The following is a 15,313-nucleotide window of genomic DNA, read 5'->3' as shown; positions in this document are numbered from 1 at the left end:
ACAGACATTAATCAGAGTTCTGATGGTCGTCAATGCATATATCATCGACGCCGTTCGTAGGATGGTCCGCATGCGGATGTCCTTCGACGAACGGCTCGGCAGTCACTTCAAGCGGGTCGAGCAGGAGCTGCAGGCGGCGAAGTCAGCTGCAGTGAAACCGGCCGGGCTCACGGTTCCGCAGTACGCCGCTCTGTTCGTGCTGGACGAGCAGCCGGGCATCTCCGCCGCCGAACTGGCCCGCCGCTGCGCCGTCACCCCGCAGACGATGACGACGATCCTGCGCAACCTGGAGGCCGGCGGGCTGATCGAGCGCACGCCGCATCCACTGCACAAGCACGTGATCGAGACCCGTCCCACGCACGCCGGGCGCAAGGCTCTCGATCAGGCGGACAAGCGCGCCACCGGCGTCGAGCGCCGGCTGGCCGCGGCTTTCAGCGAGGAGGAGGCGGAGACCCTCCGCTCCCTCCTCGCCCGGGTCTCCGAGACCCTGACAACAGATCCGATCCTGAAGGGTTAGAACAGGACGGACATCAGCCGACGGCGGGCCTTCATCACCCGGTCGTCGTCGGCGCCGACCACCTCGAACAGCTCCAGCAGGTGCAGCCTGACGGTGTTCCGCTCGTCGCCCGAGGTCGCCTGGACCGTGCTGATCAAGCGCGCGAAGGCATCGTCGACATGCCCGCCCATCAGATCCACGTCGGCGACCAGCATCTGCGCTTCGATATCGGTCGGGTTCTCCGCCGCCCGCGTCCGTACGTCGGCCGGCACGTCCTGGGTCCGCTTCACCAGCTGCACCCGCGCCAGCCCGGACTTCGCCTCGGCGTCGGCCGGCGTCTCCTTCAGCAGCTCCTCGTACGCCGCGATCGCGCCGTCCAGATCGCCCGCCGCGACCGCGTTCTCCGCCTTCTCGTACCGCGGGTTCGGCGGCGGCTCCTCGGCCGATTCAGCGTCCGGACCAGCCGGTCCGACCGGCTCGGCGCGACCGGTGATGCCGTTCGCCACCGCCACGGTCAGCAGCTGGTCGAGGTACTGCCGGACCTCGGGCTCGCCCAGGACGCCCTGGAACAACGGGACCGGCTGACCGCGCAGGATCGCGATCACGACGGGCACCGACTGTACGCCGAACGCCTGCGCCACCTGTGGGTTCGCGTCGACGTCGATCCGGGCCAGCAGGAACTTCCCGGCGTACTCGGTCGACAGCTGGGCCAGCACCGCGCCCAGGGCGTTCGAGCCCTGCGAGCGGGGCGACCACAGCTCGACCACCACGGGCGCCTGCAAGGAGCGCTCGATCACGTCGGTCTGGAAGTTCGCCTCGGTAACGTTCAGCACATACGCGCCGGCGGCGGCACCAGCCGGAGCGCCGGGACCACCGGCAGCACCGGACGCCGCACCGGCCGGCTTACGCAGGCCCGACAGGTCGATCGCCCCGGGACGGGAGAAGTTGGACTGGCTCACCACTGTCCTCGCATTCCGTGCGCACATACCCGATCTACGTTCACAGGTCCATCCTCTATGACGACGCCGAAGTCCGCTGCGCCCGGGTCGCCATCAACAACCGTGCCAGCCCGCTCCGGGTCCCTGCCACCGCCATCCGGTCCCCCGCCCGGAGTTCCCGCTCGACCGCCGGAACCCGCCCTGCCGACCGGGTCTCCCGCTCGGACGCCGCCGTACGACCACCAGGCCGGGGCTCGGGGCCCGACGTCGGACTCCAGTCCCAGGCTCCGCCCAGGTCCTGCCTCGCCAGCACCCGCAGGCCGCCGGCCTCGTCCAGCTGCCCCATCCGCTTCCCGACCGCGACCGACCCGGGCTCGACAGTGACCTCGGTGAGCAGCAGAACGCGACGACCGGCCGGGACCGTCACCTGGCTACGCCGGTTCGCCACCGCAGCGGCCACGGCCGGCGCGACGAGCATCGACACCGATCGGCTGTTGCCCAGCCCGAGCCGGCGCTCGACCCGCTGCGCCAGGTCGTGATCGAACATCCGCATCGTGATCCCGGCCTCCGGGTTCAGATCCCGCGCCATGATCGCGCACTCCAGGTTGGTGATGTCCCCGTCGGTGATCGCCAGCACCGACTGGCACCGCTGGACGCCGGCCAACCGCAGCGTCTCCTCGTTACTGCTGTCCCCGACCACCACCGGGATCTTCAAACGGTGTGCAGTCTGGATGCCAGGCGCATCGTCGTCCTGGTCGACCCCCACCACCGCAACACCCCGCTCGGTGAGGATCTCGAGCACCCGCGACCCGACCGTACCCAGACCGCACACCACCACGTGGTTGCGCGGCCGCCCACGGACGCCACCGATGAGCCGCGACAGCCGCGCACCGATCAGCGAGTCGACCACGACCGCGGTCAGGAGCGCCATCAGCACGATCCCCGTCAGCTGCACCAGGACCGCACTGACCTTCACCCACGGCTGCGCGTCGTTGAACTTGTCGTCGTCGATCCCGGCCGACGTCACGACACCGGCCGCGAGGTACAGCGCACGCCACCACTCGATCCCGCCGAAGTAGTGGATGACGCCCGTACCGGCCACGATCAGGAACGCCATCACCGCAGCGATCTTCCGCACCCGGCTGTCGAGGATGTCGCGCAGCGCCATGAACCAGCCGGCCGGGCGGACGTCACGACTTCGCCACAGCGTCCGTACGCCGGTCCCCAGCACGATGTCGCCGTCAGGGTCGGAACTCGACAACGGGAGCAGAGTCGGCGTCGCGGACGAGGTCGTGTCCGCGAGCACGGTCAGGTGCGGCTCCCGGATCAGGTCGGCCTGCCCGGCCACCAGCCGTCGGCCGCCGAGGTCGAGCCAGGTCAGCTCGTCGTCCTCCAGCGCGTCCGACACGAAGGCGGGCGCGGCGAGCGACGGCCCGTTGATCACGACACAGTCCCCGAGCAGCCGATTCATGTGCTTGCCCAGGCGCGGATTCACCATCTGTACGACGATCCGCAGCTCCGGATCCATGTCGCGCGCGGTCAGAGCCGTGTGCACGTTGTGGACGTCGTCGTTGTCCAGCAGCACCAGGGCCCGCGCCGTGGACGGCGCCCCGTCGTCGGCAGCGTCGACACCGGCACGCCGCAGCAGCGACTCGCTGATCACCCGGGCGCCCATCACGTTCGCGCCGAGCTCTTTGATCCGGTCGTAGTGACGCGAGTCCGGGTTCACGATCGCGGTGACCCGCTCGCCCGAGCTCACCAGTTCCGTTGTCACCCGCAACATCGTGCGGTCCGACCCGCAGACCACCACGCGACGCCCGTCGGCCGGCCCGATCGCGCCGGTTGCCGCGGAAGTCAGATCGGGCTGCGGCTGCTCCTCAGAAGCGGGCGGGCTCTCGGTACTCGCCCCATTGTTCCCGAAGAACGTGACAGATTTCCCCCATCGTGGCCTCCGCACGCACTGCCTCCAGCATGGGCTCGATCAGGTTGCCAGTGCCGCTGGCCGCCTCCACCAGAGCCGATAGCGTACGCCGTACCAGGTCCTCGTCACGGTTCGCCTTGCGTTCCGCGAGCACCCGGCACTGCTCGATCTCGACCTCGTGCGAGACGCGGAGGATCTCCAGGTCGCCGGAGACGGTGTCGGTCAGCGTGTTGACGCCGACGATCTTCTTCTCGCCCTTCTCGAGCTTCTGCTGGTACTCGAAGGCGGCATCGGCGATCTCGGCCATGAACCAGCCGTCCTCGATCCCGCGCAGGATGCCGCCGGTCATCGTCTCGTCCGGGCTCATCTCCTTGATCCGGGCGAAGATCTGCTCGGCCTCGGCCTCAATGGCATCGGTGAGCGCTTCGACGTACCAGGAGCCGCCGAGCGGGTCGGCGACGTTCGTGACCCCGACCTCTTCCATCAGCACCGACTGCGTCCGCAGCGCGATCTCGGCGGACTCCGCGGTCGGCAGCGCGAGCGTCTCGTCGAGCGCGTTCGTGTGCAGCGAGTTGGTCCCGCCGAGCACCGCGGCCAGCGCCTCGACGGCCGTCCGTACGACGTTGTTGACCGGCTGCTGTGCGGTCAGCGACACGCCCGCGGTCTGGGTGTGGAAGCGCAGCGACTGGGCCTTGTCGGTCTTCGCCCCGTACACGTCGCGCAGCCAGCGGGCCCAGATCCGGCGGGCCGCACGGAATTTCGCGATCTCTTCGAAGAAGTCCAGGTGGCTGTCGAAGAAGAACGACAGGCCCGGCGCGAACACGTCGACGTCGAGCCCGCGGGACAACCCGAGCTCGACATACCCGAAGCCGTCGGCGAGCGTGTACGCGAGCTCCTGCGCGGCCGTCGATCCGGCCTCACGGATGTGGTACCCGGACACGCTGAGCGGCTTGTACGCCGGGATCGTGGTCGCGCAGTACTCCATCAGGTCGCCGATCAGGCGCAGATGCGGCTCCGGCGGGAACAGCCATTCCTTCTGCGCGATGTACTCCTTGAAGATGTCGGTCTGCAAGGTGCCGTTGAGCTTGGTGATGTCCGCGCCCTGCCGCTCGGCGGAGACGAGGTACATACAGAACGCCGGCACGGCCGGGCCGGAGATCGTCATGGACGTGGTGACGTCCTGCAGCGGGATGTCCTTGAACAGCCGGTCCATGTCGGCGGCCGAGTCGATCGCGACACCGCAGTGCCCGACCTCGCCGAGCGCCTTCGGGTCGTCGGAGTCGCGGCCCATCAGCGTCGGCATGTCGAACGCGACCGACAGGCCGCCGCCACCGCCGTTGAGGATCATCCGGTACCGCTCGTTGGTCTGCTCGGCGTTGCCGAAGCCGGCGAACTGACGGATCGTCCAGGTCCGGCCGCGGTACCCGGTCGGGTACAGCCCGCGGGTGAACGGGAACTCCCCCGGCCAGCCGATCCGCTCCATCCGCGGGTCCTCGACCCCCTCGGGCGGCCCGTAGACAGGCTCGACCTCGGTGCCGGAGAGCGTGGTGAAATCCGCCTCCCGCTTGCGCGCCGCGTCGTATCGCTGCTGCCACCGGCTCCGGCCGGCCGCAATCGAATCGGCATCCATCAGTCAGACCTCCCTGTTACCTTCCCCGCCCCACCACCCCGGTCAGGGGGAACTGGTCCCAAACTACTAGGACGTCCAACTATTTCCAACCGCAGGCGGATCCCCAGGCCATCACAATCGACCCCGGCCGCCTCGCTCCCGCGTGGGCGGGGCGATCGCGGGGATTGTGATGGCCTGGAGATCCGGGGTCAGAAGTCGCCGGCGTTGTGGCGGAGGGGCTCGAGGACGGTCCAGAGCATCTTCAGTTGCTCGTCGGTGAGCCCGGAGAGGGCGAAGTCGGCGGCGACCAGGTCGGCAGTGGCGCGCTCGACCAGCTCACGGCCTTCCGGGGTGATCTCGCACAGGATCGCGCGGCCGTCGTCGGGATGCGGCGTGCGCGTGACCAGCCCGGCTGCCTCGAGCCGGCGGACGATCGACGTGACCGAGGTCGGATGCACCTGCAGCCGCTCCCCCATCTTGCCCAGCGGCAGCGAACCGCGCCGCGAGAACGTGAGCAGCACCAGCGCCTCGAACCGCGCGAAGGTCAGGCCGTGCTTGCGGAGGATGTCGTCGAGCTCGTTGATCACGATCTGCTGCGCGCGCATCAGCGACGTGACGGCACGCATCTGCTCGACCGCGCCCCACCGCCGGCCCCACTGCCGCGACGCCTCGTCGATCGGGTCGAACGGCAACGCCCTCTTCCTCGCCATGGGCCGAAGATTAGCCCGACACTAGGCAGACCATGTCGAAACTCAGAGATTCGGACTTCCCCGCTCTCGGGACCGAGACCCCCGCCGAACAACTGATCAGCCTGCGGTTCCAGTGGTACAACCGGCAGGCCAACTGGGCCCGGATGGCCTACCGCGGCCTCGGGACCGTGCAGCTCGTCGCCGCCCTGCTGATCGCGATCTCGGTCGCGTTCGACGTACCGAAGTGGTTCGCGGCCGCGCTCGGTGGCGTGATCGCGCTGGCCGAAGGGATCCGGACGCTGTTCGGGTTCAAGGACTCCTACCCGACCTATCGCCGGACCGCCGAGGACCTGCGGAACGAGGCGTGGCTGTACGTCCAGCGCGCCGGGCAGTACGCGACCGCCGAGGACGCCGGCAAGTTGCTGACCCAGCGGGTGGTCGAGATCAGCCATTCGGAGACTTCCGACTGGGAGGAGGCGCTCAAGGCGCGGAGCGTATGAAACTGTCCACGAGGTCTGGGAGGGTTCGGGCATGAGATTTCTCGAGCAGGTGCGGGCCGAGAGCGCGCGGCTGGGTGAAGTGGCGCGGATGGGGCTTCAGGCGCCCGTGCCCAGCTGTCCGGGGTGGACGGTCGACGATGTGGTCCGCCATGTGGCGATGGTCTACGCGCACAAGGTCGAGGTGCTGAAGCTCGGCGCACGCCCCGACCCGTGGCCGCCGGACTTCTCCGCCCGCGAGACCCTCGAGTGGTACGACGAGGCGCGCGCGGCGCTCATCGGCGCTTTGGAGGCAGCCGGGACCGAGACGGAGACGTGGACGTTCAACCCGCGCGACACGACCTCCGCGTTCTGGCACCGGCGGATGGCCCACGAGAGCGCCGTCCACCGGATCGACGTCGAGCAGGCCCACGACGTCGTCACGCCGATCGACCCGGACCTGGCGCTCGACGGCATCGACGAAGTGCTGTACCCGAACCTCGGCGGGCCGTGGTGGGAGGAAGGCGACACGGAGTACCCCATCGACGCGACGGTCCGCATCACCGCGGCCGGCCGGTCCTGGACGATCACGGCCGACGCGACCAGCATCGACATACAGCAGGATGCGGAAGGCGAGGTCGCGGCGGAGATCTTCGGCGATCCGACGCCGATCTATCTGTGGATGTGGGGCCGGGTCGGCGAGGACGCCATCCAGACCGTCGGCGACCCGAACGTCATCCGGGCCTTCCGCGGCCGGATCTCGGAAGCAACGCAGTAGCAGCGCAGTAGCAGCGCAGTAGCAGCGCAGTAGCAGCGCAGTAGCAGCGCAGTAGCAGCGCAGTAGCGATGTCCTCTGCGGGTCCGGCTGTTCGTTCCTTTCCCGAGAGACCACAGTGGTTTCAGCGAGAAGGAGGACTCCGATGGCGCAGTACCTTGCACTGACCTACACCGCGGACGTGGACTGGTGGGCGCCCGAGCAGGCGGAGGAGCTGGCCGAGTACCGGAAGTTCGGCGTTGAGTACGCCGAACAGGTCAAGGCGAGCGCCGTGCTGCATCCGACGGCGACGGCGACCGTCGTCCGGGTCGAGGGCGCGCGCGGCGGCCCGGTGATCACCACCGACGGCCCGTACGCGGAGACCAAGGAAGCGCTGACCGGCTACTACCTGATCGAGGCCGACGACCTCGAAGCGGCGGTCAAGATCGCGGCCGAGATCCCGGCGGCGTGGGGCGGCGCGGTCGAGGTACGCCCGGTGATCGTTGCCAGATGAGTCAGCGGGCCACCTTGAATGAGCGGTATGTCGCTGTCGCCGACACGATCCGGATCGAGGGGACGCGGATCCTCGCCACCCTGATCCGGACGGTCGGCGACGTACAGCTCGCGGAGGACGCCGTCCAAGAGGCCGCGCTGGCCGCTCTCGGCGCGTGGCCGGTGACCGGCGTACCGCCTGAGCCGCGGGCCTGGCTGACCGTGACCGCCCGGCGCAAGGCGATCGACATCATCCGCCGCGAACGCGCCCGTGCCGGCAAGGAACGAGCCGGGGCCGAGCTGCAGGATCTCACCCGCCGCCACCCCGACGGGTCGCTCGAGGCCCTCGACCCGGACGGCGCGCTGGACCCCGACGAGGTCGTGCAGGACGATCTCCTGCGGCTTATCTTCACCTGCTGCCATCCGTCGCTGTCACCGCCGACCCGGGTCGCGCTCGCCCTGCGCACGCTCTGTGGGCTGTCTCCCGCGCAGATCGCCGCCGTGCTGCTCACCACCGAGGTCGCGACGACCAAGCGGCTCGTCCGCGCCCGCCAGAAGATCGCCGCCGCCCGCATCCCGTACCGGGTCCCGGCCGAGGACGAGTTACCCGACCGGCTGCCCGCGGTGTGTGCGGTCATCCACAGCCTCTACACCGCGGGCCACGCTCCGTCCGAGGGCGAGGCGGCGTACGACGTCGACGTCTGCGCTGAGGCGATCCGACTGGCCGAGCTCCTGCACACACTGCTGCCCGACCAGCCGACGCCGACCGCGGTGCTGTCGCTACTCCTTCTGACTGAGGCCCGCCGACCGGCCCGCGTCGATGACGCCGGCGACGTGGTGACCCTCGACCTGCAGGACCGCTCGCGCTGGGACCAGAGCCTGATCACGCGCGGCGTCGCGCTCCTCAACGAGTCGCTGGAGCGCTCGAATCGCCAGGCCGACGCGTACCAACTCCAAGCCGCGATTGCAGCTGAGCACGCCCGGGTCCCGAGCTATACGGCCACCGACTGGCGCGAGATCGTCCGCCTGTACGACCTACTCCTCGAGGTCTCGCCCAGCCCGGCCGCCGAACTGGCCCGCGTCGTCGCCATCGCCGAAACCGGGCAAGTCGACGCCGCACTCAAACTCCTCGACGGCATCCCGCAAAGTTCACGCCGGCACGCGATCCGCGGCGAGCTCCTCGCACGCCAGAGCCGCTACAGCGAGGCCGTCGACGAGCTGGACGAAGCACTGGCCACCGCCGCGGCCGCCCACCCCGAGCGAGCCCACCGGGCACGTCGCAGGGACCGCTTCCAGCAACTCGCCGCCGAGCAACCCGCTCCCGCACGGCCGGCCAGGCAGCCGCGCGCTGCCGGAGACTAACTAGTCCTCGTCGCTCCAGTTGCCGCGTTCGCTGTTGAAGATCGACTTGGCGCCGCCGGACGACGGGGCGGGGCGCGCCTCGGGGGTGGTGGTCTTGGTGGTCGCCGTGACCGGGGCATAAGCGCCGCCGACCTCTTGCGCTGAGTCCATCCCGATCGGACCGGTGCCGTCGTCGTCGGAGTCCTCGTCGCCCTGCAGTACGTCGACGCTCGCCGACGCGCGCAGTCCGGTGCGCTGGATGACGCGCTGGATGGTCAGGTCGCGGTCGTCGGGCCGGCTGACCCACCTGATCTCACGGAAGCCCTGATCCTGCGCGGCCGACTCGAAGACGAAGTGGCCGTAGCCCAGCACCCGGCCGATGATCGGCTTCTTCAGCGTGATGTCCAGGACCCTGGCGATCGGGGTGGTCGCGACGGTCTGGGAGAAGACGCCGCGGATCCGCATCACCCGCATGTTGGTGACCACGAAACGGTCCCGGTGGTGGGTGAGGAACTGCCAGAAGGCGTGTGCCAGCAACACCAGCACGATCGCCAGCAGCACCGGCTGCACACCGATCGTGGTGGTGGCCATCGTCAGCAGCAGGGCGGCCGCCAGCGCAACCTCGAGCATCGGCACCGAATACACCACCCAGTGCTGCCGAACCTCGTCGATGACGACCTCGCCCTCGTCCGAGATCAGGTGGCGCCGGACCTTCGGGTCGAAGATCCGGAACACGCCTATTCCGGCCATCCACTCACTCCCCTGGCGCGCTGTTGTGTGACCCCGTACAGCCAAGTGTCCCGCACGATCGCTCGCAACGGGACACTAGGACAGCAGATCAGCTGAACAGCGCGGTCAGGAAGGTGATGACGCTCTGGAACGCGTCACCGACGGCCGAGAACGCGCCTCCCACCGCGTCGGCGGCGTTCGCCGGCTGAGTGAAGAGATAGAAGCCGGCAAAGGCGATGAGCGACCAGATCAACAGCTTCTTCGGCATGTCGCCACTCCTTGTTCCTAACCACTCGGTCGACTGTGTTGGAATTTGTATCACGGACCGTCACCAATTGTCACTGACTGAACACAGCCCACCGCACATGCTCACCAGCTACAAGTTCTATTCTGTAACGGATTCGGGGGCAAGGTGGCTCCCGGCGCGCCGCCCTGAGACGCCCGCCGGTCCCGGCAGCGGAAATCCTGGGGCATTTGCCCGAATTCGGCACAACATCCGGTGAACGGAAAGCAAAGACACATTGTGACACTGTGTGGTCGACTGTTCCACAGCGAGACCGACGTCACAATGCCGCGATCAGCTCGTCCGCCGCAGAATACGGGTCGGTGCCGCCGTCCGCGACCTTGGCCGCCAGGACGTCGAGCCGCGCGTCGCCGTGCAGGTGCGCGAACCGGGCCCGCAGCGCCGTCGTCGCGATCGCCTCGATCTCGTCCCTGGCCCGGGACTGCCGGCGCTCGGTGAGGACGCCGTTCCCGCGCATCCAGACCAGCCTGTCCTCGATCGCCTGCACCACCTCGGCGACGCCTTCATTGCGGGAGGCAACCGTCTTCAGGATCGGCGGCGTCCAGGCGCCCTCGGCCCGCTCGGCCAGCGCAAGCATCGACCGCAGGTCACGCGTGACCGACTGGACGCCGTCGCGGTCCGCCTTGTTCACCACGTAGATGTCGCCGACCTCGAGGATCCCGGCCTTGGCCGCTTGGATGCCGTCGCCCATCCCGGGCGCCAGCAGGACCAGCGTCGTGTCCGCCATACCGGCGATCTCGACCTCGGACTGCCCGACCCCGACCGTCTCCACCAGCACCACGTCGAACCCGGCCGCGTCCAGCACGCGCAGCGCTTGCGGTGTCGACCACGACAGCCCGCCGAGATGCCCGCGCGAAGCCATCGACCGGATGAACACGCCACGGTCGGTCGCGTGATCCTGCATCCGGACCCGGTCCCCCAGCAGCGCACCACCGGAGAACGGTGACGACGGGTCCACCGCGAGTACGCCGACGCGCTTGCCGGTCTCGCGGTACGCCGAAACCAGCGCGGACGTCGAGGTGGATTTGCCGACGCCGGGCGAGCCCGTGATGCCGACGATGTGGGCGTGCCCGGCATGCGGCGCGAGCGCGGCCATCACCTCGCGCAGCAGCGGGGACTCGTCCTCGACCAGCGAGATCAGCCGGGCGACCGCCCGCGAGTCCTCCTCGCGGGCGCGCTCGACCAGCTCACCGACCGGCGGAGTACGTCGTGGCATCAGGTGTCTGTCAGCTCTGTGTCGGCTCTGGGTCAGCTCTGGGTCAGCTCAGTCAGCTCTGGGCCGGCTGCTGCGGAACCCGGACGATCAGCGCGTCGCCCTGGCCGCCGCCACCGCACAGCGCGGCCGCCCCGACGCCACCGCCGCGGCGGTTCAGCTCGAGCGCCAGGTGCAGGACGAGCCGGGCGCCGGACATCCCGATCGGGTGGCCGAGCGCGATCGCGCCGCCGTTCACGTTGACCTTGTCCTCGCTGACGTTCAGCTCGCGCGCGGACGCGATACCGACCGCGGCGAAGGCCTCGTTGATCTCGATCAGGTCGAGGTCGGCGGGCTCGATGCCTTCCTTCTTGCAGGCCTTGGCGATCGCGTTGGCCGGCTGGCTCTGCAACGTCGAGTCCGGTCCGGCGACCGAGCCGTGCGCACCGATCTCGGCGATCCAGCTGAGCCCGAGCTCCTCGGCCTTCGCCTTGCTCATCACGACGACAGCACAGCCGCCGTCGGAGATCTGCGATGCCGAGCCGGCCGTGATCGTGCCGTCCTTGCCGAACGCGGGCCGGAGCTTGGCCAGCACCTCGACGGAGGTGTCGCCGCGGACGCCTTCGTCGGCGTCGACCACCAGCGGGTCACCCTTGCGCTGCGGCACCTCGACCGGCACGACCTCGTCGGCGAACACGCCGTTCTTCCAGGCCTCCGCGGCGCGCTGGTGCGAGCGAGCACTGAACTCGTCCTGCTCCTCGCGGCTCAGCTTCTCGTCCGCGTTGTTCTTCTGGTCGGTCAGCGCGCCCATGGCCTGATCGGTGAACGCGTCCCACAGGCCGTCGTACGCCATCGAGTCCACCAGCGGCACGTCGCCGTACTTGAAGCCCTCGCGGGACTTCGGCAGCAGGTGCGGCGCGTTCGTCATCGATTCCATGCCGCCGGCCACGACGATCTCGTACTCGCCGGCGCGGATCAGCTGGTCGGCGAGCGCGATCGCGTTCAGCCCGGACAGGCAGACCTTGTTGATCGTGATGGCCGGAACGTCCATCGGGATGCCGCCCTTGACCGCGGCCTGGCGGGCGGTGATCTGACCACCGCCGGCCTGCAGCACCTGGCCCATGATCACGTACTCGACCTGGTCCGGCGCGACGCCGGCCTTGTCCAGCGCGCCCTTGATCGCGAAGCCGCCGAGCTCGGCGCCGGTGAAGCCTTTGAGTCCGCCCAGCAGCCGCCCGATCGGGGTCCGCGCGCCGGCGACGATAACGGTGGTGTTCCGCGTGTCAGACATATCGTCACGATACCTGCGGCGGCACTGGTACGCCGCTGGTCGGACGCGTCAGACGGGTCACACGGATCGTGCCCTCTGCCACTTTCGATGGCCACTCGATGGGGGTTTGCGCCACGCTGGCGGGATGGATCAGCTGTTCGACGCGATCGACCATGTCGGCATCGCGGTCGCCGACTTCGACGAGGCCGTCCGGTACTACGCGGATGTGTTCGGCATGACGGTCGCCCACGAGGAGATCAACGAGGAGCAGGGCGTCCGCGAGGCGATGCTCGCGGTCGGCGACTCGGGTTCGTCGATCCAGTTGCTGGCCCCGTTGTCGGACGCGTCCCCGATCGCGAAGTTCCTCGACCAGCGCGGTCCCGGCATCCAGCAGCTCGCCTACCGGGTCAGCGACCTCGACGCAGTCTCCGAAGTACTGCGCGAACGCGGCGCCCGCCTGCTGTACGACGAACCACGGCGCGGCACGGCCGGATCGCGAGTGAATTTTGTTCACCCGAAGTCGGCCGGCGGCGTCCTGGTCGAACTCGTTGAGCCACCGGCGTAGAACAGTCGGTGACGGCGCGCGCTGAGCCCCTCCTCGGTCCGGTCGGCGGACTACTCTGTTCAGGTGCTGAAGGACAGCGCCACCGACTCCTTGCACGGTGCGCCGGCCGGGTTCAAGCACGACGCCTTCGTCCACGGAACGGACGAGGAGTTCGTGCTGCGCGCGGTTGCGTTCGTACGCGAGGGGCTGGCGGCGGGGGAAAGGGTCGTGGCCGTGCTCCCACCGGAGCGGACTGCGGTACTGCGTGACGCCCTGGCCTCGGAGTACTCCGAGGTGACCGTCGTCGACGCGACCGTTGCCGGGGGCAACCCTGCGCGGCTGATCCCGTTCTGGCGCGGCATCCTCGAGCAGGAGCCCGGCCGACCGGTGCGGGGTCTCGGCGAGGCCGCGTACCCGGGCCGGAGCACCGCGGAGTACGACGAGGTCCTCCTGCACGAGGCGTTGAGCGATATCGCTTTCGCCGCGGATCGTTCGTTCCAGCTCTGCTGTGCGTACGAGGCGTCGGTCGGCATCGACCCGACCTCGACTCATGCCGGCCAGAGCGGCATGGAAGCCCTTGCGGACAAGTCGTTCCGGACGGCGCTCGACGACGTACCGGATCGCGCCGAGAGGTGGGAGTTCGGCCCGGACGAGCTCGGCCAGGTGCGGCAATGGGTCGGCGGTCAGGCCTCGTCGCACGGGGTGTCGCGCGATCGGCTCGAGGACCTGGCGCTGGCGTTGCACGAGATCTGCACGAACAGCATCCGGTTCGGCGGCGGCCGTGGCGCGCTGGCGGTCTGGATCGCGGACCGGTCATTGATCTGCGATGTGACCGACCGCGGCCGGATCGACGACCTGCTGGTCGGGCGCGTGCTGCCGCCGCTCGACGGCCTCGGCGGGCGGGGCGTCTGGCTGGCGAACCAGCTCTGCGATCTGGTCCAGCTGCGCTCCGGCGACGACTTCACCCAGGTCCGGTTGTCCACCCGGCTGCGCTAGTCGGCGGGTAAGACCACTGACAACGGTGGACTGCTGAAGTGACGGTCGTCTCACCCGTCGCTCGCTGTGTTACAGCGCACAGCCAGGCGTGCATACTCAGCGGTAAGTTCCGCTCACTGCGTTGACCTTGGCCGCCGTTGCAGGAGGTACTTCCGTGAAGCAGATCCTCGAAGCGATCTTGTCCGGCGACACCGGCGCCGTCGGCGAGCTCGACGTACCGGAGCACTACCGCGGGATCACCGTGCATGCCGATGAGGCGGGCATGTTCGAGGGGCTGGAGACCAAGGAGAAGGATCCGCGGAAGAGTCTGCACCTGGACGACGTGCCGACGCCCGAGCTCGGGCCGGGTGAGGCACTGGTCGCGGTGATGGCGAGCGCGATCAACTACAACACCGTGTGGACCTCGATCTTCGAGCCGGTGTCGACGTTCTCCTTCTTGAAGCGGTACGGGAAGCTGTCGCCGCTGACCGCCCGCCACGACCTGCCGTACCACGTGGTCGGCTCCGACCTGGCCGGCGTCGTACTGCGGACCGGGCCCGGCGTGAACGCGTGGAAGCCGGGCGACGAGGTGGTCGCGCACTGCCTGTCGGTCGAATTGGAATCGCCCGACGGACACAACGACACGATGCTCGACTCCGAGCAGCGGATCTGGGGATTCGAGACGAACTTCGGCGGTCTCGCGGAGCTCGCGCTGGTGAAGTCGAACCAGCTGATGCCGAAGCCGGCCCACCTCACGTGGGAGGAGGCTGCGTCGCCGGGGCTGGTGAACAGCACGGCGTACCGGCAACTGGTGTCGGCGAACGGCGCCAACATGAAGCAGGGCGACGTCGTACTCATCTGGGGCGCGTCCGGCGGACTGGGCTCGTACGCGACGCAGTTCGCGCTGAACGGCGGCGCGATCCCGGTCTGCGTGGTGTCGTCGCCGGAGAAAGCGGAGATCTGCCGGGCGATGGGAGCGTCGCTGATCATCGACCGGTCCGCCGAGGGGTACAAGTTCTGGAAGGACGAGCACACCCAGGACCAGAAGGAATGGAAGCGGTTCGGGGCGCGGATCCGCGAGCTGACCGGCGGGGACGACCCGGACATCGTGTTCGAGCACCCGGGGCGGGAGACCTTCGGAGCCTCGGTGTACGTCGCGCGACGCGGCGGGACGATCGTGACCTGCGCGTCGACGTCCGGATTCATGCACGAGTACGACAACCGGTACCTGTGGATGAACTTGAAGCGAATCATCGGCTCGCATTTCGCCAATTACCGCGAGGCCTGGGAGGCCAACCGGCTGATCGCCCGCGGAATGGTGCATCCGACGGTCAGCAAGGTCTATTCGCTCGAGGACACCGCGCAGGCGGCGTACGACGTCCATCGCAACCTCCACCAGGGCAAGGTCGGCGTCCTCACCCTCGCCCCGACCGAAGGCCTCGGCGTCCGCGATCCTGCTTTGCGGGAGCAGCATCTCGCCGGGATTAATCGCTTCCGCAACAGGTAGTTGTCCACAGCGCTCGATTGGCTGGTTTCGGGTGGGTTCTGACAGGCTTATGGTGGGGGATTCACGCTGAGCCGCC

16 protein-coding genes are annotated in these 15,313 nt (G+C 68.9%); 8 read left to right on the top strand and 8 right to left on the bottom strand.

Annotation, left to right across the window (positions count from 1 at the left end; all coding sequences use genetic code 11):
- Positions 1-70 precede the first annotated feature (70 nt).
- Positions 71-517: a MarR family winged helix-turn-helix transcriptional regulator gene (locus EV653_RS39195; protein ID WP_202872039.1), complete on the top strand. Its 447-nt coding sequence runs from the start codon at positions 71-73 to the stop codon at positions 515-517.
- Here EV653_RS39195 and EV653_RS39190 read toward each other — a convergent pair.
- From EV653_RS39190 to EV653_RS39175, 4 genes are all read right to left on the bottom strand, one after another.
- A complete protein-coding gene (locus tag EV653_RS39190) occupies positions 514-1,455 on the bottom strand; it encodes a tetratricopeptide repeat protein (protein ID WP_134111396.1) in 942 nt (313 codons plus the stop codon). The genes EV653_RS39195 and EV653_RS39190 overlap by 4 nt on opposite strands.
- Before the next feature lie 55 nt (positions 1,456-1,510).
- Positions 1,511-3,241: an NAD-binding protein gene (locus EV653_RS39185; protein WP_370359564.1), complete on the bottom strand. Its 1,731-nt coding sequence runs from the start codon at positions 3,239-3,241 to the stop codon at positions 1,511-1,513.
- A 70-nt stretch (positions 3,242-3,311) separates the two neighbouring features.
- Positions 3,312-4,985, bottom strand: coding sequence for an acyl-CoA mutase large subunit family protein (locus EV653_RS39180; protein ID WP_134111394.1), 1,674 nt, complete (start codon positions 4,983-4,985; stop codon positions 3,312-3,314).
- A gap of 188 nt (positions 4,986-5,173) precedes the next feature.
- Entirely contained in the window at positions 5,174-5,674 is a 501-nt protein-coding gene (locus tag EV653_RS39175; RefSeq protein WP_134111393.1) for a MarR family winged helix-turn-helix transcriptional regulator, read from the bottom strand.
- A gap of 32 nt (positions 5,675-5,706) precedes the next feature.
- On the opposite strand from EV653_RS39175, the gene EV653_RS39170 reads away from it, so the two are divergent.
- From EV653_RS39170 to EV653_RS39155, 4 genes are all read left to right on the top strand, one after another.
- Positions 5,707-6,153 carry a DUF4231 domain-containing protein gene (locus tag EV653_RS39170; protein ID WP_134111392.1) on the top strand — a complete coding sequence of 149 codons (447 nt, stop codon included), beginning with the start codon at positions 5,707-5,709 and terminating at the stop codon, positions 6,151-6,153.
- Positions 6,154-6,184: 31 nt separating this feature from the next.
- Entirely contained in the window at positions 6,185-6,907 is a 723-nt protein-coding gene (locus tag EV653_RS39165; protein WP_134111391.1) for a maleylpyruvate isomerase family mycothiol-dependent enzyme, read from the top strand.
- A gap of 142 nt (positions 6,908-7,049) precedes the next feature.
- Positions 7,050-7,397 (top strand): YciI family protein, encoded by a 348-nt coding sequence (locus EV653_RS39160; RefSeq protein ID WP_134111390.1) that lies wholly within the window; start codon positions 7,050-7,052, stop codon positions 7,395-7,397.
- Positions 7,394-8,737, top strand: a complete 1,344-nt coding sequence (locus EV653_RS39155) for an RNA polymerase sigma factor (RefSeq protein ID WP_134111389.1) — start codon at positions 7,394-7,396, stop codon at positions 8,735-8,737. Before EV653_RS39160 ends, EV653_RS39155 begins: the two co-directional genes overlap by 4 nt.
- Here EV653_RS39155 and EV653_RS39150 read toward each other — a convergent pair whose 3' ends face one another.
- The 4 genes from EV653_RS39150 to EV653_RS39140 form a co-directional block, all read right to left on the bottom strand.
- A complete protein-coding gene (locus tag EV653_RS39150; protein ID WP_134111388.1) occupies positions 8,738-9,466 on the bottom strand; it encodes a PH domain-containing protein in 729 nt (242 codons plus the stop codon).
- Positions 9,467-9,554: 88 nt separating this feature from the next.
- Positions 9,555-9,713, bottom strand: coding sequence for a hypothetical protein (locus EV653_RS41470; protein WP_166679703.1), 159 nt, complete (start codon positions 9,711-9,713; stop codon positions 9,555-9,557).
- 295 nt (positions 9,714-10,008) lie between these two features.
- A complete protein-coding gene (gene meaB, locus EV653_RS39145; protein ID WP_134111387.1) occupies positions 10,009-10,965 on the bottom strand; it encodes a methylmalonyl Co-A mutase-associated GTPase MeaB in 957 nt (318 codons plus the stop codon).
- A 52-nt stretch (positions 10,966-11,017) separates the two neighbouring features.
- Complete coding sequence (locus EV653_RS39140; protein WP_134111386.1) at positions 11,018-12,232, bottom strand: acetyl-CoA C-acetyltransferase; 1,215 nt, start codon at positions 12,230-12,232, stop codon at positions 11,018-11,020.
- Between the two features lie 124 nt (positions 12,233-12,356).
- Here EV653_RS39140 and mce point away from each other — a divergent pair, with 124 nt between their 5' ends.
- The 3 genes from mce (at position 12,357) to ccrA (ending at position 15,237) form a co-directional block, all read left to right on the top strand.
- Positions 12,357-12,776: a methylmalonyl-CoA epimerase gene (gene mce / locus EV653_RS39135; protein ID WP_134111385.1), complete on the top strand. Its 420-nt coding sequence runs from the start codon at positions 12,357-12,359 to the stop codon at positions 12,774-12,776.
- A gap of 63 nt (positions 12,777-12,839) precedes the next feature.
- Positions 12,840-13,751: a sensor histidine kinase gene (locus EV653_RS39130; RefSeq protein WP_134111384.1), complete on the top strand. Its 912-nt coding sequence runs from the start codon at positions 12,840-12,842 to the stop codon at positions 13,749-13,751.
- 154 nt (positions 13,752-13,905) lie between these two features.
- Positions 13,906-15,237 (top strand): crotonyl-CoA carboxylase/reductase, encoded by a 1,332-nt coding sequence (ccrA, locus tag EV653_RS39125; protein WP_202872038.1) that lies wholly within the window; start codon positions 13,906-13,908, stop codon positions 15,235-15,237.
- Positions 15,238-15,313 lie beyond the last annotated feature (76 nt).

Source organism: Kribbella pratensis, assembly GCF_004365355.1.
Taxonomy (GTDB): Bacteria; Actinomycetota; Actinomycetes; order Propionibacteriales; family Kribbellaceae; genus Kribbella.
The sequence above is the reverse complement of the archived record's forward strand: the minus strand, read 5'-3'. Positions and strand labels throughout refer to the sequence as shown.